The 18,287-nt window shown below is 68.8% G+C and carries 20 protein-coding genes, 2 tRNA genes and 1 riboswitch; of the genes, 8 read left to right on the top strand and 14 right to left on the bottom strand.

Annotated elements, in window-relative coordinates:
* Window positions 1-18 precede the first annotated feature (18 nt).
* The 3 genes from ACTMTI_RS45045 to ACTMTI_RS45055 form a co-directional block, all read right to left on the bottom strand.
* Window positions 19-975, bottom strand: a complete 957-nt coding sequence (locus tag ACTMTI_RS45045; protein WP_441126988.1) for a coiled-coil domain-containing protein — start codon at window positions 973-975, stop codon at window positions 19-21.
* 5 nt (window positions 976-980) lie between these two features.
* Window positions 981-1,119, bottom strand: a riboswitch (cyclic di-AMP (ydaO/yuaA leader).
* A 68-nt stretch (window positions 1,120-1,187) separates the two neighbouring features.
* On the bottom strand, window positions 1,188-2,267 hold the full coding sequence (gene galT / locus ACTMTI_RS45050) for a galactose-1-phosphate uridylyltransferase (protein WP_441126989.1): 1,080 nt from the start codon (window positions 2,265-2,267) through the stop codon (window positions 1,188-1,190).
* Entirely contained in the window at window positions 2,264-3,043 is a 780-nt protein-coding gene (locus tag ACTMTI_RS45055) for a DeoR/GlpR family DNA-binding transcription regulator (RefSeq protein ID WP_441126990.1), read from the bottom strand. Before ACTMTI_RS45055 ends, galT begins: the two co-directional genes overlap by 4 nt.
* 136 nt (window positions 3,044-3,179) lie before the next feature.
* Between ACTMTI_RS45055 and ACTMTI_RS45060 the strand changes: the two genes are divergently transcribed.
* A complete protein-coding gene (locus tag ACTMTI_RS45060) occupies window positions 3,180-3,257 on the top strand; it encodes a 50S ribosomal protein bL37 (protein ID WP_441127100.1) in 78 nt (25 codons plus the stop codon).
* Window positions 3,258-3,293: 36 nt separating this feature from the next.
* On the opposite strand, the gene ACTMTI_RS45065 is transcribed toward ACTMTI_RS45060, so the two are convergent.
* Window positions 3,294-4,604 (bottom strand): TrpB-like pyridoxal phosphate-dependent enzyme, encoded by a 1,311-nt coding sequence (locus tag ACTMTI_RS45065; RefSeq protein ID WP_441126991.1) that lies wholly within the window; start codon window positions 4,602-4,604, stop codon window positions 3,294-3,296.
* Window positions 4,605-4,624: 20 nt separating this feature from the next.
* Here ACTMTI_RS45065 and ACTMTI_RS45070 point away from each other — a divergent pair, with 20 nt between their 5' ends.
* Window positions 4,625-5,185, top strand: a complete 561-nt coding sequence (locus tag ACTMTI_RS45070; RefSeq protein WP_441126992.1) for an HAD-IA family hydrolase — start codon at window positions 4,625-4,627, stop codon at window positions 5,183-5,185.
* On the opposite strand, the gene ACTMTI_RS45075 is transcribed toward ACTMTI_RS45070, so the two are convergent.
* On the bottom strand, window positions 5,175-5,804 hold the full coding sequence (locus ACTMTI_RS45075) for a uridine kinase (protein WP_441126993.1): 630 nt from the start codon (window positions 5,802-5,804) through the stop codon (window positions 5,175-5,177). The two genes, ACTMTI_RS45070 and ACTMTI_RS45075, sit on opposite strands and share 11 nt — an antisense overlap.
* A 346-nt stretch (window positions 5,805-6,150) precedes the next feature.
* A tRNA-Gly gene (locus ACTMTI_RS45080) sits at window positions 6,151-6,221 on the bottom strand.
* Window positions 6,222-6,310: 89 nt separating this feature from the next.
* Between ACTMTI_RS45080 and ACTMTI_RS45085 the strand changes: the two genes are divergently transcribed.
* Window positions 6,311-6,387, top strand: a tRNA-Pro gene (locus tag ACTMTI_RS45085).
* A gap of 551 nt (window positions 6,388-6,938) precedes the next feature.
* Here the strand turns inward: ACTMTI_RS45085 and ACTMTI_RS45090 are convergent.
* Both ACTMTI_RS45090 and ACTMTI_RS45095 read right to left on the bottom strand, forming a co-directional pair.
* Window positions 6,939-8,048, bottom strand: coding sequence for a hypothetical protein (locus tag ACTMTI_RS45090; RefSeq protein WP_441126994.1), 1,110 nt, complete (start codon window positions 8,046-8,048; stop codon window positions 6,939-6,941).
* A 338-nt stretch (window positions 8,049-8,386) separates the two neighbouring features.
* Entirely contained in the window at window positions 8,387-9,097 is a 711-nt protein-coding gene (locus tag ACTMTI_RS45095; RefSeq protein WP_441126995.1) for an RNA-guided endonuclease InsQ/TnpB family protein, read from the bottom strand.
* A 35-nt stretch (window positions 9,098-9,132) separates the two neighbouring features.
* Here ACTMTI_RS45095 and ACTMTI_RS45100 point away from each other — a divergent pair, with 35 nt between their 5' ends.
* A complete protein-coding gene (locus ACTMTI_RS45100) occupies window positions 9,133-9,900 on the top strand; it encodes an aminoglycoside phosphotransferase family protein (RefSeq protein WP_441126996.1) in 768 nt (255 codons plus the stop codon).
* A 30-nt stretch (window positions 9,901-9,930) separates the two neighbouring features.
* Here ACTMTI_RS45100 and ACTMTI_RS45105 read toward each other — a convergent pair whose 3' ends face one another.
* From ACTMTI_RS45105 to ACTMTI_RS45120, 4 genes are all read right to left on the bottom strand, one after another.
* Window positions 9,931-10,314: a VOC family protein gene (locus ACTMTI_RS45105; RefSeq protein ID WP_441126997.1), complete on the bottom strand. Its 384-nt coding sequence runs from the start codon at window positions 10,312-10,314 to the stop codon at window positions 9,931-9,933.
* A 118-nt stretch (window positions 10,315-10,432) separates the two neighbouring features.
* Window positions 10,433-10,786 carry an MmcQ/YjbR family DNA-binding protein gene (locus ACTMTI_RS45110; protein WP_441126998.1) on the bottom strand — a complete coding sequence of 118 codons (354 nt, stop codon included), beginning with the start codon at window positions 10,784-10,786 and terminating at the stop codon, window positions 10,433-10,435.
* A gap of 1 nt (window position 10,787) precedes the next feature.
* The gene (locus tag ACTMTI_RS45115) at window positions 10,788-12,092 is read right to left on the bottom strand and encodes a M50 family metallopeptidase (RefSeq protein ID WP_441126999.1); all 1,305 of its coding nucleotides are present in this window, start codon (window positions 12,090-12,092) and stop codon (window positions 10,788-10,790) included.
* 237 nt (window positions 12,093-12,329) lie between these two features.
* A complete protein-coding gene (locus ACTMTI_RS45120; RefSeq protein ID WP_441127000.1) occupies window positions 12,330-13,445 on the bottom strand; it encodes a PP2C family protein-serine/threonine phosphatase in 1,116 nt (371 codons plus the stop codon).
* A gap of 118 nt (window positions 13,446-13,563) precedes the next feature.
* Between ACTMTI_RS45120 and ACTMTI_RS45125 the strand changes: the two genes are divergently transcribed.
* Together ACTMTI_RS45125 and ACTMTI_RS45130 are read left to right on the top strand one after the other, a co-directional pair.
* Entirely contained in the window at window positions 13,564-14,790 is a 1,227-nt protein-coding gene (locus ACTMTI_RS45125) for a GNAT family N-acetyltransferase (RefSeq protein ID WP_441127001.1), read from the top strand.
* 14 nt (window positions 14,791-14,804) lie between these two features.
* Window positions 14,805-14,957 carry a hypothetical protein gene (locus ACTMTI_RS45130; RefSeq protein WP_441127002.1) on the top strand — a complete coding sequence of 51 codons (153 nt, stop codon included), beginning with the start codon at window positions 14,805-14,807 and terminating at the stop codon, window positions 14,955-14,957.
* On the opposite strand, the gene ACTMTI_RS45135 is transcribed toward ACTMTI_RS45130, so the two are convergent.
* A complete protein-coding gene (locus ACTMTI_RS45135; protein WP_441127003.1) occupies window positions 14,958-15,425 on the bottom strand; it encodes a ribose-5-phosphate isomerase in 468 nt (155 codons plus the stop codon).
* 90 nt (window positions 15,426-15,515) lie between these two features.
* On the opposite strand from ACTMTI_RS45135, the gene def reads away from it, so the two are divergent.
* The gene (def, locus tag ACTMTI_RS45140; RefSeq protein ID WP_441127004.1) at window positions 15,516-16,001 is read left to right on the top strand and encodes a peptide deformylase; all 486 of its coding nucleotides are present in this window, start codon (window positions 15,516-15,518) and stop codon (window positions 15,999-16,001) included.
* 107 nt (window positions 16,002-16,108) lie between these two features.
* Window positions 16,109-16,840: an SDR family oxidoreductase gene (locus ACTMTI_RS45145; RefSeq protein WP_441127005.1), complete on the top strand. Its 732-nt coding sequence runs from the start codon at window positions 16,109-16,111 to the stop codon at window positions 16,838-16,840.
* Window positions 16,841-16,858: 18 nt separating this feature from the next.
* Here the strand turns inward: ACTMTI_RS45145 and ACTMTI_RS45150 are convergent, their stop codons facing one another.
* Window positions 16,859-18,262 carry an aldehyde dehydrogenase family protein gene (locus tag ACTMTI_RS45150; protein WP_441127006.1) on the bottom strand — a complete coding sequence of 468 codons (1,404 nt, stop codon included), beginning with the start codon at window positions 18,260-18,262 and terminating at the stop codon, window positions 16,859-16,861.
* Between the last annotated feature and the right edge of the window lie 25 nt (window positions 18,263-18,287).

Raw genomic sequence — 18,287 nt, forward strand, 5'->3', positions numbered from 1 at the left:
ATGCTATTCGTCCCATTCTCAGTACATCGAGATGTGCACGTGGTCGAAGTGGTTCTCGGTGACGCTGCCGCGGTTCGACATCGCCCGCCAGCCCGAGCCCATGTTGATGCGCTGCTTCCAGATCACGTACTTGACGCCGATCTTGTCCTTGTTCTTGATGGCCCAATCCGCGATCCGGTCGCCCAGGGCGTTGTTGGCGGCCGTGGGCATCGAGCCGCCGGTGCTCATCATGAAGTCGCAGGCCCGGCCCAGCGGATGCTCGCCGTCGGAGCCCGCGCGGAAGCAGCCCACCGCGTACGGCAGCGCGAAGTTCTTCTGGACCTGCGCGCGCATGAGACGCGTACGGGAGGTGATGTTGTCCGCGCCCGAGGGCAGTTCGGGGGCCCAGCTGCCGTTGCTCTTGCGGCCCGTGCCGAACGGCACGAGGTCCTCGAGCTTCTTCTTGATGTCGTCGATGACGTCCTCGGCCTCGTCGCGCTGCTTGTCCACCTCGGCCGCGTCCCCGCGGATCTCGTTGGCGAGCGCGACGGCCTCGTCGGCGGCCTTCTTCTTGTCGTCGCGCGCCTTGGCCACGCCGTTCACGAGCGCCTGCTGCTCGGCCGTCACCTGGTTGAGTACGGCCGCGCTGCCGCCGTTCTCCGGGAGCATGAAGCTCGGCACGGAGGGGTCGCCGTTCTGGTAGCGCAGCCGGGCGATCTCGCCGACGCGCTGCTCGGTCGCCGCCAGCGTCTGCTCCGCCGTGGCCAGGCGCTCCTTCGCCGCCTTCGCGGCCTCCTGCGCCTTGGCCAGTTCGACCCGCTTGAGGTTGTACTTCTCGATGAGCTTGTCGACCTTGCTGTTGAGCTGCTTCAGCTGGGTGCGGAGCTCGGATTCAGTGGGTTTGGGGGCCGCCGACGCCGTGGTCGCCGGAAGGAAGGCGACGGCGGCGGCGGCGATCAGACCGATGGCAAGACTCACGGGGGACGAAGCCGCCACGTGGTGTTTCCTCTCCCTCTGCCGACCGGGTTAGCTGACGGGTTCGGGATGGGAGTTGCTTCCCTACCACCGAAGTGGATTCACCCCAAGTGCATGGGTCCCCGGCTCCCGGGCACCGCGCCCGGGATTAGGCGTGCGCCAGCCGTTACGGATGGTGCATAAGGGGATATTAATGGTAGATCACGAGTAATGCGACCTTAACTAGAAATCCATTAGTGATCTACTTGTGATCGAAGCATGCGTGCGGCCTCCTCCGGCAGCACGTCGTTGACGAAGGCGCCCATCGCCGACTCGGACCCGGCCAGATACTTCAGCTTCCCGGGCGCGCGCCTGATGCTGAACAGCTCCAGGTGCAGGTACGCCAGCTCGCGGTCCTGCCGCACGGGCGCCTGGTGCCAGGCCGAGATGTACGGCATCACGACCCCGAACAGCCCGTCGAACGCCCGCAGCACCGAGGTGTAGAGCGGCGCGAACGCGGCCCGCTCCGCCTCCGTCAGCGCCGCCAGGTCGGCCACCTGCCGATGCGGGTAGATGTGCACCTCGAACGGCCAGCGTGCGGCGGCCGGCACGAACGCCGTCCACAGCTCGTTGGCGGCCACCACCCGCGTCCCGGCGGCGCGTTCGGCCGCCAGCACGTCGGCGAACAGGTTGCCCGGACCCTTGTAGCGGGCCGCGGCGCCGAGCTGGAGCCGGGTCCGGGGCGTGATGTACGGGTAGGCGTAGATCTGGCCGTGCGGGTGAGCGAGCGTGATGCCGATCTCCGAGCCCCGGTTCTCGAAGCAGAACACCTGCTCCACGCCCTCGATCCCGGACAGCTCGGCCGTACGGTCCGCCCACGCCTCCATGACCAGTTCCACCTGGGCGTCGGAGAGCCGGGAGAAGGAGGAGGAGTGTTCGGAGGTGAAGCAGACCACCTCGCACCTCCCCACCCCCGGACGGACCTCACTCAGCCCGCCCACATCCTGATAAGTCCCAAAATTTCCAGAAAAAGAGGGGAAGCGGTTCTCGAACACCACCACGTCGTAGTCGTACGCCGGGATCTCCGACGACCGCGTGTCCGACGACGGGCACAGCGGGCACTCGGCCGCCGTCCCGGTCGGCTGGAACGTCCGCGTCTGCCGGTGACCCGCGATCGCGATCCACTCCTCCGTCAGCGGGTCGTAACGCATCTCGGAGGCCACGGGCCGAGAGTCCAGCTCCCGCCGGTCGATCGCGCTCCGGTCGGCGTCGTCCCGCAGGTCGAAGTAGATCAGCTCTCGGCCGTCGGCCAGATGGGTGATGGTGCGTTTCAAGGGGTGCCCTCCGCGATGATCAATTCTCCGGCGCGTTCGGCCAGTTCGGTGCGTGCGTCCTCGGGCAACCCCGGGTCGCTGATGACCACGTCGGCCTCACTCAGCTCGGCGATGGTGCTGATGCCGACGGTGTTCCACTTGGTGTGGTCTGCGGGGACGACCAGCCGGTGCGCGGCCGCCACCAATTCCCTGTCGGTCTCGGACTCGAGCAGGTTGGGCGTGGTGAACCCGGCGCGCACGCTCATCCCGTGCACGCCGAGGAAGAGCGTGTCGACGTGGAGACGGCGGATCGCGGCCACGGCCACCGGGCCGACCAGTGCGTCCGAGGGCGTGCGTACGCCACCGGTCAGCACGACCGTGCGGTCGGCGCGCGGGTTGCGGTGGAACACGTCGGCGACGGGGATCGAGTTGGTGATCACCGTGAGCTCCGGCACGCCGATCAGGTGATGGGCCAGCGCCCAGGTCGTGGTCCCCGCGGACAGCGCCACGGCGGTGCCGGGCCGCACGAGCTGGGCCGCGCGCCGCGCGATGGCCTCTTTCTCCTGCTGCTGGCGGGCGGATTTGGCGGTGAAGCCGGGCTCCTCGGTCGAGCCGGGGCCGACGGCGGTCGCACCGCCGTGCACCTTCTCCACCAGCCCGCGCTCGGCCAGCACCTCCAGGTCGCGGCGGATGGTCATGTCGGAAACGCCGAGCTCGCGTACGAGGTCGGCCACCCGCACGCCGCCGTTGCTTCGCACGCGCTCGAGAATCGCCTGTTGACGCTGCTGTGCGAGCACGCCCGCTCCTTCCAACAGATTCCACCAAATTATGACACGAATATGTTGGGGAATGTTAGTTCGCGCGTGTCGCTTGCCCGATCGCCGTAAGAGAGAGACCTTGAAGGCACGCCTACCGATCATCGGGAGGGAACTCATGGCCAAGCGCGCACGCAAGGGCAGGGCACGCAAGAAGAAGAAGGCTAACCACGGCAAGCGCCCCACGGCGAAGTGACGGGGTGGCCGCCTCCATCCGGCGGCCATCCCGTTTTCACCCGGGGAGCTCGGCCAGGGCCTGGTCGATGCGGTCCTGCGGAAGCGTGTAGTCCTCCAACTGCCCGGCCAGGTAGCGGTCGTAGGCGCCGAGGTCGAAGTGCCCGTGGCCGCAGAGCGCGGTCAAGATGACCTTTTCACGGCCGCTCTCCTTGCAGCGCAGCGCCTCGGCGATGGTCTCGGCCAGCGCGTGCGTGGGCTCGGGAGCGGGCACGATGCCCTCGGTTCTGGCGAAACGGACGCCGGCCGCGAAGCATTCGTTCTGCGAGCGGGTGACCGCTTCGAACAGGCCCAGTTCGTACATGTGCGACAGCAGCGGCGACATCCCGTGATAGCGCAGCCCGCCGGCGTGAATCGGGTCCGGCACGAACGCGTGCCCGAGCGTGTGCATCTTGAGCAGTGGCGTCAGGCCGGCCGTGTCGCCGAAGTCGTAGGCGTAGGCGCCGCGGGTGAACGACGGGCAGGCGGCAGGCTCGACCGCGCGGAACACCGTCCCGATCCGCCCGGCCAGCTTCTCGCGCAGGAAGGGGAAGGCCAGGCCGGCGAAGTTCGAGCCGCCTCCGGTGCAGCCGATGACCAGGTCCGGCATTTCGGGAAGCTGTTCCAGCGCCTCCTCACCGATCACCGTCTGGTGCATGAGCACGTGGTTGAGCACCGAGCCGAGCGCGTAGCGGGCCTCCGGCGTCGCGGCGGCCACCTCGACGGCCTCGCTGATCGCGATGCCCAGGCTCCCCGGCGAGTCAGGGTGCTCGGCCAGCACCTTCCCGCCCGAGCTCGTCACGGGTGACGGGCTCGCGTGCACGGTGGCGCCGTACACCTGCATGAGCGAGCGGCGGTACGGCTTCTGGTCGTAGGAGGCACGTACCATCCAGATCCGGCATTCGATGTCGAACTGAGAACAGGCGAATGCCAGAGCCGAGCCCCACTGCCCGGCGCCGGTCTCGGTGGTGAGCAGCCGTACGCCCTCGCGCGCGTTGTAGTAGGCCTGCGGCACGGCCGTGTTCGGTTTGTGCGAGCCGGCGGGCGAGACGCCCTCGTACTTGTAGTAGATCCTGGCCGGCGTGTCGAGGGCCTTCTCCAGCCGGCGCGCCCGGATCAGCGGCGTCGGCCGCCAGAGCCGGTAGACGTCCAGCACCTCCTGCGGGATCGGGATGAACCGCTCGCCGCTCACCTCCTGCCCGATCAGTTCCATCGGGAAGAGCGGCGCCAGGTCGTCCGGCCCGATGGGCTGCCGCGTGCCGGGATGCAACGGCGGAGGCGGCGGCGCGGGCAGATCGGGAACGATGTTGTACCAGTCGCTGGGGATCATCGCCCCAGTCTGCGCCGACGATGCGCCGCGTTCCAGCACACCGTCTGGGAGTCCGGGAGAAGTGGGAGGCCGCGCTGGGTCTGCCCGCCGGCGGCATCGACGCCCACATGGGCCCGACATGGGCTGCGGGCGCGATCGGGGCCATCACCGAAGAAGGCGTCCACAACGAGCCGACCAAGCTCCTGGGGCGGGACGCGAGCGCCTTCATGGCGGAGTTATGGACCGAATACCTCGGGACGCTCAACGCGGACCTGGCCGCCTACCTCGGATCCCTGCGCCCTCGCTACCGGACGGGCATCCTGAGCAACAGTTTCGTGGGCGCGAGGGAGCGCGAGCAGGCCGCGTACGGCTTCGCCGGCCTCGTCGACCACATCGTCTACTCGCACGAGGCGGGCCTGGCCAAGCCGGACCCGCGCGTCTACCGCCTGACGTGCGAACGGCTCGGGGTGGCGCCGGAGGAGACCGTCTTCGTCGACGTGGACATGTGCGTGACTGCGGCCCGCGAGGTCGGCATGCACGCCGTCCACTACCGGGACGACGCCCAGGCCATGTCCGAGATCGACGCCCTGCTCAGTCGCTGACCAGCACCGCGAGCCGATCCGGGTGATCGGCCCTGACCACCACGTCCGCCGCCTGCTGGGGCCGCGCCTCCCGCTCGTACCTGTCGTACGCGGGCAGCCGCCAACGCTCCTCCTCGGGGGCCGCGCGCTCGAGCGCGCTCGCCGACAGCCATACGTGCACGCGCACCTCGAACACCAGCCCCCGCCCCAGCAGCAGCGTCCCGTCGACCAACAGCACCCCGCCCCGGGGCAGCTCCTCGTACGGCACCCGGTACGCCCGATCGATCCGGCTGTCCCACAGCGCCGGCAGCACCCGCCCTGAGCCGCCCGCGTCCAAGGGTTCGAGCACCTCGCGCTGCAGCGCCTTCACGTCGAGCCAGTCGTCGTAGAAGGCGTCGGGATCGGTCCTGCCGTACTCCAGCCGCAGCGACGCGGGCCGCAGGAAGTCACCCGCGGACACCCGCAGCGCGGGCCGCCCGCGCAGCCTGAGGGGCGCCACGAGCTCGTCAGCGAGCCTCTCCGGGCGCGCGGCCGGCGCCCCGTCGACGGCGACCCGCACCCATTCGTCGCGAGGGCGTCCGGAGATCAGCTCGGCCAATTGCTCGACGAGGGCATCACGGGAGATCGGTCGCGCACGCATCGCCATCAGCTTACGAGCGCCGTCAGAGACCCTTCACGAAGGGCGACATGGCCGCGGTCGCATCCTTGAGCACCCGAACCGACTCGACCGGATCGCCGGTCTCCATGCCTGGGGTCTCCACGCAGGGCGCTCGCTCAGGCATCAGGTCGCGTGAGAGCGCCGAAGAGCACGTAGCCATCGGCTTCGCCGTACGCGTCGGCCGCGAGCTCGATGACTGGGCCGGACCGCAAGCTGACTGGGCTCTGAGCGCCCGGAAAGAGCTCGGGCACGAAAGATCCGGAAGAATTAACCAAGATCACGAAAGGCCAGGTTCCCAACGGGGATGACCTGGCCTTTCGCCGTGCAGAGCGGACGACGGGAATCGAACCCGCGTAGCTAGTTTGGAAGACTAGGGCTCTACCATTGAGCTACGTCCGCGCGAACCGGTCGAACTCTGGTCTAGACTTCATCCGGTCGTCAGGGCGTAAGCGTACCGGAGTCCCGGTGCGTATGCGCAATCGGCGAGACGGGGCGTGGCGCAGCTTGGCAGCGCGCTTGCTTTGGGAGCAAGAAGTCGCAGGTTCAAATCCTGTCGCCCCGACCAGCTAGAGGGCCGCGTCCGATCCGGACGCGGCCCTCTGCTTGTCCATCGCTCCTATGACGCTCCCAAGACCCCGCTTCACGGCTCTGGAACCCCCTCCCGCCGAGGGCAGCAAACGGGCACCAGCCAGGGCCCGCGAATGCCGAGTGGCCGTAGATCAGCGGCCCTGCGCTGCAAGGAAGGTCCGATGTGGCCACTCCTGAGCCAGCACCTCGGTGAGCAGCGGCTGAGTCGTGCCACTGATGTAAAGAGCACCGTTCGGGCCTTTGTCTGCCAGCACAGTGGCGGTCGCCTCCGCCCCATAAACGTTTGGCCATGGCTCGACGCGATTGACCAGGACACCGCTGAAAGTCTGAGGCGCTACCCGCGTCGGACACGATGACAGTACGGCTCTCATAGTCGATCACCGGATCGGGTCGCTCGGACTCAATCCGCTCAGACAGATCGTCCGGGTACAAGTAATCCCACGCGAGGTCGGCCTCCGACAGTTCCTCGCCGCAGCAGTGGCACGTCTTCGGCTCAGGCATCGCCACGGCAACTCTCCTTCCGAACGATCAACCGTCGAAGACCGCCCACTTGATCCCCTGGTTGGCCAGCGGGCGTAACAGGCTGCGGTGTGCGGCGCCGAACGAGACATGGCACTCCTCTTTCTCGTCGTCGCCATCGACGCAGGCGATGAGGCCGGGCGCTACGTAGAAGGACGTCTGGTACAGCGGCCACATCCAGGTCTTGAGCGGCACCCGGCGCAGCGTGCTGACCAGCTCGGAGGCGATCGGCGTCGGCACCGGGCCGCCCCCGGCGTGATAGGGCGCGTTCACCATGGCCTCGTACAGCGAGAACTGGAGCAGGAAGCCGCTCAAGCGTTCACGTTCGGCGTAGCGGTATTCAGGCTCCTCAATCGTCCACACGGTCGGGTCGTCCTGGGAGAGGTCGAGCGACCAGTGGAAGCAGCCCTGGTTCTCGTAACCGAACTCCAGCAGGCCGTGGGCGTCGGTGGACAGCTCCTCTGCGGGACGTATGAAGTTCTGGACGCCGAGGACTTGCGGTCGCCCCTGCGCGAGCCGATAGAACGCGGCCAGGGCCTCAGGGGCACGGACCGATGGCGTGGCCGGCGCCGCATCGGCGTGGGACAGCGGATACCAACCTTCGATCAACAGTCGCAGCGCAGTGGCGCGGTCATTGTCGACGTGGTCGAGCCAGTCCAGCGCGGGCAGGGTGGCGGGCGTGCTCGGTGGGCGGACTCGGTCGAGCACGTCCAAGCTGAGCGGCGGCTCGATCCGCAGGTCACAGTCATCCATCGTCTGCTCGCCCGTCCTCCACCCGCTCTGACCATGTCGGACCGTGCCGAGGTAGAGAAATCCCTCCTCCAGCCGGACGAACAGGTGGATCGGCCCGAGCTCGGCCGACTGCTCCAGGGAAGGCCACGCCCGAGCCCACCTCAGGAACCGTTCTGCCAGAGCCTCCGGTACCGGGCCGATGAGCCGGAACTTCTCGCTGCTCCACACCCCGCTGGCCGCGAGATCATCGACGGCATCAGAAATGACCACACTGCCGCTGGGACCGACGGTGACATCGGCGCCACCGGCCGTGAACGTCTCGGAGGGCGTACCTACCAGGCCGAGCACATCGACGTCAGCGACCATGTCCATGGGCGAAAGCTGCATGCCGGTGACTGTAGTCCGCCGTCACGTCGTCATCTTCTGAGGACCGACAGAAGATCGATTATCGCTGCGGATGGTCATCGGGACACCGTTCCGGACGGGTGTCCCTGCTGTCCCTGAACGAGCGAAGAGCTGCCTGGTGCTTCGCACGCCTTCCTAGCGCGCCACGCGCGGAAACGCGGCTGCACATGTTGCAGCGCCTGGAAGCACGACCCCTGGAAGGGCGGGTGAAGCCCCTTTGAGAGCATCAGAAATTCCGGACTACTCCGTCTCGGTCGCGTAATATCGTCAGTTCGCCCGCGCGGTGGGCCGAGTCGTTGATCCTCTACCCCAAGGGAACGTCAACTACCACCGGCTGAAGCCGGTGGCTTGCTCTCACGATCCCGTCTGGCTGAAGGGAGGCCGGTAGCGTGTGGCTGGTTGACAGCAGCCCACCCCGTAACGCCGCGTGCGGCGATGTTGCGGGCCGCGATGTGGTCGGCGTGCCCAGCGAGGCCACACCCGGTGCAGACGAACCGGCCCCGCGCCGGCCGATTCGCCCTGGCAACGTACCCGCAGTCGGGACAGGCCTGCGAGGTGTAGGCGGGGTCGACCAGCATGAAGGCGACTCCGGCGCGTTCGGCCTTGTAGCGGGTGAAGGCGATCTGCTGGGCGAAGGCCCAGTTGTGCAGGGTGCGCCGCTGGAGCCGGTGAGCCCTTACCCGCCCGCGGATGCCCTGCAACTCTTCCAGGGCGATCCCTTGGCCGGTGCGTTCGGCTTCGCGCACCACATACTTGCTGATCTGGTGGTTGAGGTCGGTCATCATCCGATGCTCACGCCCCGAAAGGCGGCGCAGCACCCGCCGCGCCGCAGGAGTGCCCTTGGCCTGCAGGCGGCGGCGTTGCCGATGCCGCCGCTCCCGCAGGGTGCGGACGTGTCCGTTACCGTGGATCGGCCCGGACAGGGCGGGACCGGGCAGCACCGCACCGTCGGAGGTGACCGCCAGGTTCGCCACCCCCTGATCCACCCCCACGAACCCGTTGACCGGCTCGCTCGTGCGGTGCTCACCCAATCCCGCTCGCCGGCGGGGACGTCACCGAGGGGGTTGTGCGCGTCGGCGACACGGTGCGCCGCCCTGTTGGCCCCAATGCCCCGCTCGTCCACGCGCTGCTGCGCTATCTGGAGGAGATCGGGTTCGCGGGCGCTCCGCGGTTCCTCGGGATCGACGCGGCCGGGCGTGAGGTGCTGACCTTCATTCCTGGTGAGGTCGCCGGGCGGCCGCGGCCGGCGTGGATCGCCGACGAGGAGCGGCTGGCCTCCGTCGGGCGCCTGGTGCGCGACTACGACGACGCCGTCGCGGGTTTCGTCATGCCTGAGGGGGTGCGGCCCAGCTTCGGGTTCTCGGAGCCGCCGGGCATGCCGCCTGCGCCGCCCTACCCAGCCGAGTTGGTGGGGCATATGGACTACACGCCGGACAACATCGTGTTCCGGGACGGCGAAGCGGCCGCGCTGATTGATTTCGATATCGCCAAGCCGGTCGCCAGGGTGGATGAGGTGTGCAACGCGATGCTGTACTGGGCGCCGCTGAGCGACCCCCTCGACGCCGACCCGCTGCTGCGGGAGGTGGACGTGCCGCGTCGCTGCCGGATCCTCGCAGACGCCTACGGGATGTCGGACGTCGACCGCTCCCGGCTCGTCGAGGTGGCCGTGCTGCGGACACGGCGGTCGTGGTTCTCGATGAAGCAGATCGCCGAGGAGCAGGGCGGCGGCTGGGCACGCATGTGGGATGAGGGCGTCGGTGACCAGATCAAGCGGCGCGAGGCGTGGCTGGACCGCAATGGCCCAGCTATCGACGCGGCGCTGACGGCACCCTGATCCAGGGTCAGCGGCTGGAGCGGCCGCGCATCAAGGAGACGTCGCAGCGCGGTCCGAATCGCCGCTCAGGACACAGAACTCATTGCCCTCGGGATCGGCGAGGACGGCCCAGCCTGAGCCGTCGGGACAGCGCCGGTCAGCGACCAGGGTGGCGCCGAGGCCCAGCAACCGCTCGACCTCCTCCTCGCGGGAGGTCTCCGGACGCAGGCACAGGTGGATCCGGTTCTTGATCGTCTTTGTCTCCGGCACCTGGTTGAAGTGCAACAGCGGGCCGTCCTTCAGCATCACCTGGGTTTCGTGATCACCCGGTCTGTCCTCTGGATGCAGGGGACGGCCGGTCACCTCACTCCAGAACCTGGCCAGCTTGTACGCATCCGCACAGTCGATCGCGACGTTCTGCAATACCGACACCATGAGCAAGGAGTTTGCCCGAGCGCCACCGCGCCGGCCACTGGATTACCAGAGACCGCCGTGACCTCTCCAGCATGAACGTACTTCGGCGGACGGCCGGGCCAGGCGACCTAACCGGATGTCAGGACATGCGGGCGACGAGAGTTTTCGGGGCGATCTGGCGGTAGGCGTCGGCGACGATCTCCGCGATCTCCGCCCAGTCCATCTCCGGAACATCCAGGTAGACCCCGAGCCACCCCCGGTGCCCCACGTACGGCGGCCGGAAGAACCGCTCGGGAGCCTCGGCCACGAGCTCCTCCTGCGCCCCCGGAGGAGCCGCGCACCAGAACGCCAGCCGGTCGTCGTGGTGATGGTCGGCGAACATGACGAACGTCTTCTTGCCCCGGACGAACCACGTCGGCTCCCCGTGGCTGAGCCGCTCCGTCGTCTCCGGCAGCGCCAGGCAGAGCCGGCGCAGCCGGTCCAGGGCGTCCACGTCAGCCGGTCAGGGTGAGCGGGTTGACGATGTCGGCGTAGACGAGGAGGCCAGCCATGATCATCATGGCGATCGCGATCACGTATGTCAGCGGCAGCACCTTTGCGATGTCCACGTACGCCGGCTCCGGCCGCCTCATGATCTTGGCGAACGCCCGCTTGATGCCCTCCCACAGGCCGCCGGCGATGTGGCCGCCGTCGAGCGGCAGCAGCGGGATGAGGTTGAACATGCCGATCGCCAGGTTGAAGCCGGCCAGCAGGTTGACGAAGATGGCGATCTTCTTCTCGCTGGACAGGTCGGAGGCGAGGATCTCGCCGCCCATGCGGCCCGCGCCGACCACGCCGACCGGGCCCTCGGGGTCGCGCTGCTCACCGGAGAAGGCCGCGTGCCAGACGCCGACCATCTTCTCCGGCAGGTTGATCAGCGAGCCCGCGACCCTGGCGGTCAGCTCGCCCATGTAGCCGACGACCTGGCCGAGGCTCTGCTTCTCCATGACCTCCGTCGGCAGGACGCCGAGGAAGCCGACGTTCTTGTCGATCTTCTTCGGGTCCTCGAGGTTGGGCCGGTCCTGGGCGATGAGCGTGACGTCGAGCGTCATCGGCTTGCCGTCGCGGACGATGCCGAGCTTGACGGGGCCGGGGCCGTGGGAGCGGATGAGGTGGGTCGCGTCGTCCCAGGAGCCGATCTTCTGGCCGTCGAAGGAGACCATGCGGTCGCCGGGCTTCATGCCCGCCTGGGCGGCGGGCGTGGGCTTGTCCGTGGACGTGCAGGTGGCGCGCTGCTCCGAGATCGGGATCACGCACGTGTTGGTCTCGGGCGACACGACCGGCGCCCAGGTGGGCAGGCCGATGCCGACCAGCAGGATGCTGAAGAACACGAAGGCGAGCACGAAGTTCATCGCCGGGCCGCCGGACATGATGATGACCTTCTGCCACCACTTCTTGCGGTAGAAGACCCGGTCCTCGTCGCCGGGGCGCACCTCTTCCTGGGCGGCCTCCCGGGCCGACTCGATGAGGCCCTGGAACGGCCCCGTGGAGGTGCTCCTGACCTTGTTGGGGTCGTCACCCGGGCGCGGCGGCAGCATGCCGATCATGCGGATGTAGCCGCCGAACGGGATCCACTTGATGCCGTATTCGGTCTCGCCCCTGCGCCGCGACCACGCCGTCGAGCCGAAGCCGACCATGTATTGGGTCACCTTGACGCCGAAGAGCTTCGCCGGCACGAGGTGGCCGATCTCGTGCAAGGCGATGGAGAACATCAACCCGAAAAGGAAGATGAGGATCCCCACGAGATAGAGCCAGTTCATCTAGACGCGCTCCAGAGCAAGGCGGAAGTCCCGACAGCCCAAGGGTAGTCGAACTCCTCAGCCCTCACGGGCTTGCCGAGCCTTTGACCAGCATTGACAGTTCGCGATCAGTCGAACACGCTGAGAGACGACGGAGGGGGACGTCCAGCGCCGCGCCGCCGGGGCCGCGCAACCTTGAGGATGTCGGCCGGGCCCTTGCCAGTGACCGCCGTCACGACCGGCCCGTGTGAAACGTCACTATGGACGCCAGAAGAGCACCAGCGCGCAGTCGTCGTTGTGACCGGAGGCCATGGCGCTGACCAGCGCTCTGGCGCCGTCCCGGAACCCGGAGGTCAGCAGCCGCTCCGCCTCGCCGAGCAGCCGGTCGAGCCCGGCGTCGATGTCGCGGCCGGGCTGCTCGATCAGGCCGTCGGTGTAGAGCAGCAGCGCGTCGCCCTTGCGCAGGGTGCCGCTCTCGGGCTCGCAGTGCAGGTCGGGCACCACGCCGAGCACCACGCCTTTGGCCGAGGCGACCTGCCAGCTCCCGGTGCCCGAGTCGAACTTCACCACCGGCGGATGCCCGGCCGAGGTGATCGTGTAGTCGCCGGTGGCCAGGTCGAGGCGTACGTGCACCGCGGTCACGAACCCCTCGTCACCCCGCTGGCGATGCAGATAGGCGTTGCAGGCGGGCAGGAAGTCGTCGACCGCGCCGAGCAGCCCGCCGAACGTGCCCGACAGCAGCAGCGCCCTGGTGCCCGCGTCGACGCCCTTGCCGGACACGTCGACCAGGGCGAGGTCGACGATGTCTCCCTTGCGCAAGGAGACCAGGAAGTCGCCGCCGAAGGAGGAGCCCCCGGCCTGCTTGAGCACGACTTTGCCGCCCCAGTCCTTGGGCAGCGGGGGCAGCTCGCCCTGGCTCTTGAGACGGTCGCGCAGCTCCAGCAGCATCGCGTCGCCCCGCAGACCCTGCACGCCCAGCTTGCCCCTGGTGCGGGCCATGAGCAAGGCGAGCACGGTGGTGAACCCGATCGTCACGCTGAGCCCGAGCCCGACGCGGCCCATGCCGAGCGAGATCGCGATGTAGCCGAGCGCGGCGCCGACCGCCACGAGCAGCTTGACCAGGCTGCGCAGCCGCAGCTGCAGCCCGCCGATCAGGGTGACGAGGATGAGCAGCGACGGCGAGAACCACTCGGTGGACACCTTCGCGGCCAGCAGCCCGATGATGAGCGAGAGGGCGGCCAGGCCGATGAGCAGGTTGCGGTCGCGGGCCAGCGGACCCTTGCGGAAGTATCGGACGATGGACACAAGGAAGGGCACCCGCACCAGGACCGCACGGACCCGTGGCGGGATCAGCGGCGCCGGACGGGAACTCATGATGCGCCTGACTGTATCGGTCTGACCCGTGTTTGGGCAGCCCGCTTGACCAAGCCCTTGATCATTGAGCACGGATATTGAGTGGCTTTCCCTCTCTGGCCGCTCATACCGTGGACGGATGACGTATCCGATCCGCCCGATTGACTCGTCCGAGTGGCCGGCATTCGCCAGGGTCCTCGCAGAAGGGTTCGGTTGGACGCCACATCCCAAGCAGTCCGCGCGTCACAAGGCCGAGACCGAGCTCGACCGCACTCTCGCCGTCTTCGACGGCGACGTCATGGCGGGGGTCACCGCCGTGTACAGCCTCAGGATGACGGTTCCCGGCGGGCAGCTGCCCGTGGGCGGGGTGACCGCCGTCAGCGTGCTGCCCTCGCACCGCCGCCGCGGCGTGCTGTCCTCGATGATGCGCAGGCAGCTCTCCGACATACGCGACCGCGGCGAGTCGGTGGCCGCGCTGTACGCCTCCGAGTCGGTGATCTACGGCAGGTTCGGGTACGGCAGGGCCGCGAGCGGGCTGTCGTACCGCATCCACAAGCACGGCTCGGCTTTCGTCAGGAACGCGCCGGTCGACCCGTCGCTCAGGATCCGGGTGGCCAAGCCCGCCGACGTACGCGCCGACCTGGAGAAGCTGTTCGCATCGGTGGTGACGGCGCGCCCGGGACGCTACGCGCGCCACGGACCGTTCTGGGACGGCGATCTGGCGGACGAGGAGTTCGATCAGCAGGGGGCGGGCTCGCTGCGCTCGGTGCTGGCCGAGGACGACCGAGGCGTGCGCGGGTACGCGTTGTTCCGGATCAAGGGCTCCTGGGACGAGAACGACGTGCCCAACGGGGAGCTGCGGCTGAATGAGCTGGAGGCGGCCGACCCGGCGGCCTACGCCCTGCTGTGGCGCAGCGTGCTCGACCGCGATCTGGTCACCACTGTGCGGGCGCGCGGACCGGTGGACGACCCGTTGATCGCGCTGCTGGCCGACCAGCGGCAGCTGCGCGCGAGCTGGGCGGACGAGCTGTGGGTACGCCTGGTCGAGGCGGACCGGGCGCTGGCCGCCCGCGCCTACGCCGCGCCGGTGGACGTGGTGATCGAGATCGAGGACGACGTGTGCCCGTGGAACGCCCGCCGCTGGCGGCTGACCGCGGACACGACGGGCGCCGAGTGCAAGCCGGTCGACGAGGAACCCGACATGACGGTGCCGGTGAGCGCGCTCGGCTCGGCGTACCTGGGCGACGGGCTGCTCACCACTCAGCTGGACGCGGGGCTGCTGCGCGAGCACACGCCGGGGGCGGTCCGGTCGCTGGCCACCGCCATGTCCTGGAGTCCCAAACCGTGGGCGGGACGGGTCTTCTGACGTACGCTGCAGGCATGGCACTGCAAAGCCTGCAGATCACCGCGACCATCGCCATGCGTGCCCGCGACGTGTCGAAACCGTCGGCGGAGCAGCAGGAGGCCGCCGACCGGCGGCCCCTGCGCGATGAGATGCCGAGGCGGGACCCCAAGCGCAAGGGCCAGATCTAGCTACGGCAGCGAGGGCAGCTGGCCGATCGTCTCGTAGGTGTCCAGCTGCGCGATCCGCCTGCTGTGGCGCTCGCTGCCGGAGAACGACGTGCTCAGGAAGACCTCCACGAATCTGGTGGCGTCCTCGATGGAGTGCATGCGCGCGCCGACGCTGACCACGTTGGCGTTGTTGTGCTCGCGGGCCAGGCTGGCCGTCTCCTCACTCCAGGCGAGGGCCGCGCGGATGCCGCGCACTTTGTTGGCGGCGATCTGCTCGCCGTTGCCGGAGCCGCCGATCACCACTCCGAGGCTGCCGGGGTCGCCGGCGACGCCCTCGGCGGCACGCAGCACGAACGCGGGATAGTCGTCCTCGGCGTCATAGACGAAGGGACCGCAGTCGGTGACCTCGTGCCCATGGTCCTTCAGCCAGGACACGAGGTGGTTCTTGAGCTCATAGCCGGCATGGTCGGCACCGATGTAGACACGCACCCGCCCAGTCTTCCACAGCCTCGCCGATCGAGCTCACTGGCTAGAGTAAGGGCCTCTGTCGGTACCCAGTCCTTACGAAAGCAGACATCCATGCGAGAGATCCGCATCATCGGCGATCCTGTCCTGCGCACGCCCGCCGAACCGGTGACGGACTTCGACCGCGAGCTGCGCCGTCTCATCGAGGAGATGTTCCAGGCGATGTACGCGGTCAACGGCGTGGGCCTGGCCGGTCCGCAGATCGGCGTGTCGCGGCGGCTGTTCGTGTACGACATCAGCGGACGCAAGGGCCATGTGATCAACCCGGTGCTGACCGTCGACGACCCCGAGGAGGTCGACGACGAGGAGGGCTGCCTGTCGGTGCCCGACCGGCAGACGCGCCTGCCGATCTACGCTCCGGTCGCGCGGGCGGCGGGGGTGACCGTGGAGGGGATCGACCGGCTGCGGCGACCGGTGCGGATCAAGGCCCGCGGGTCGCTGGCGCGCTGCTTCCAGCACGAGACCGAGCACCTCGACGGCAAGCTTTACGTCGACAGGCTGCCGAAAAACGAAGCGCGCAAGATCATGCTGCGCGCATAGGCGCACAAACCGCTGCCTGCGGCGGACCGCTGAACGCGGCCCACCGTAGGCGCACAAACCGCTGCCTGTGGCGCCCCGCTGAACGCGGAGCATCATAGGTTGGCTGCATGAGCGTACTTTTCGGGAAGGGCGCATTAGTCACTGGAGGCTCCCGGGGCATCGGCCGGGCCATCGTGGAGCGGCTGAGGGAAGACGGCGCCGAGGTCGTCTTCTGCTACGAGCATTCCGAGGAGGCGGCGCAGCAGGTCGCCAAGGAGACGGGAGCGCAGGCCGTACAGGCCGATCTCGGCAGCAAGGACGATCTGGCGCGACTGTTCGCCGAGGCGGAGGCGCGGCTGCCGGGGCTGGACATCCTGGTCAACAACGCCGCCATCACCGCAGGGCAGAAGCCCATGACGGAGATCACGGACGAGGACTACGAGCGGGCGTTCGCGGTGAACACGCGGGCGGTGTTCCTGGCCATGCAGTGGGCGGCGCGGGTGATGCGCGACGGCGGGCGCATCATCAACATCTCCACGCTCAACACCCAGGTGCCCGCGCCGACGCTGTCGCTCTACTGCGGCAGCAAGGGCGCCATCGAGCAGTTCGCCAAGGTGGCGGCGCGGGAGCTGGGCGGGCGCGGGATCACCGTCAACGTCGTCTCGTCCGGCGCCACCGACACCGACATGCTGCGGAACAGCAATCCGCCGGAGGCGCTGGAGCAGACGCCGGCGTTCACGGCGCTGCAGCGGCTCGGCCGGCCGGACGACATCGCGGCCGTGGTCGCGTTCCTGGCGGGTCCGGACGGGCGATGGGTGACCGGGCACAACATCCACGCCACCGGCGGGCTGATCGTCTGACGGGTCGGCGGCGACCCGTCAGAGCTGCAGCGACTTGATCTCGAGGTATTCCTCGAGGCCGTGTTCGCCGAGCTCGCGGCCCACTCCCGACTGCTTGTAGCCGCCGAAGGGGGCCCGCGGGTTGAACTTGCCGCCGTTGATGGCGACCTGGCCGGTGCGCAGCCGGCGGGCGACCGCGACCGCATGCTCCTCGGTCCCCGCCCAGACGGCGCCGGCCAGGCCGTATCTGGTGCCGTTGGCGATCTGGACGGCCATGTCCTCGCTGGTGTACGGGATCATCGACAGGACCGGGCCGAAGATCTCCTCCTGCTCGATCGCCATCCCGGGCTCCACGCCGGCGAACACCGTGGGCTCGACGTAGTAGCCGCGCTCGTGCGGGCGGTCGGTGCCGCCGGCCACCAGCCGGGCGCCCTCCTCCTGGCCCCGGTTGATGTAGCGGATCACGCGGTCGCGCTGCACCGCGGACACCAGCGGGCCGATCCTGGTGGACTCGTCGAACGGGTCGCCGACGGTGTACTTGCCGGTGGCCTCGACGGCCAGGCGGACGGCGGCGTCGTACTGGTCGCGGTGGACGATCATGCGGGTCCACGCCGAGCAGGTCTGGCCGGCGTTGACGAAGCAGTTGGCCACGCCGACCTTGACGGCCGTCGCCAGGTCGGCGTCGGGGAGGATGATGTTGGCGGACTTGCCGCCGAGCTCGAGCGCGACCCGCTTGACGGATTCGGCGGCGAGTGAGGCGACCCGGCGGCCCGCGGCCGTCGAGCCGGTGAAAGAGACCATGTCCACCTCGGGGTGGGCGGCCATGGCCTCGCCCACGACCGGGCCGCGCCCGCTGACCAGGTTGAACGCGCCCGGGGGCAGGCCCACCTCGTGGAAGATCTCCGCCAGCGCGTACGCCGCCAGCGGCGCGATCTCGCTCGGCTTGAGCACGACGGTGCACCCGGCGGCCAGCGCGGGACCGACCTTGCAGACGATCTGGTGCAGCGGGTAGTTCCACGGCGTGATCGCCGCGACCACTCCGATCGGCTCCTTGACCACGAGCGAGTTTCCGACGCGCGACTCGCGCGGATGGCTCTCGGCGAGCTGGGCGTAGGAGGACAGGACGGTCGCCGGCATGAGCGCCTGTACCTTGAGCGCGAAGCCGAGCGGCGACCCCATGTCGGTCGCGATGGTCTTGGCGATCTCGTCGGAACGCTGTCTCAGCAGCTCGGCCGCCTCGCCGAGGATCTTGCCGCGCTCCGCGGCGGCCGTCTCCGACCAGGCGGGAAAGGCCTGCCGGGCGGCCCGCACGGCCGTCTCCACATCGTCGGGAGAGCCCGCCGGCACGCGGTCGATGATCTCTTCCGTGGCCGGGTTCACCACTTCGATGGGCTCGCCGGACGCCGATGCGGTCCAGGAGCCGCCGATATACAGCTGACGCATAGCCACCATCCTGACAGCGTCTCAG

Source organism: Nonomuraea sp. H19, assembly GCF_052068215.1.
Classification (GTDB): Bacteria; Actinomycetota; Actinomycetes; order Streptosporangiales; family Streptosporangiaceae; genus Nonomuraea.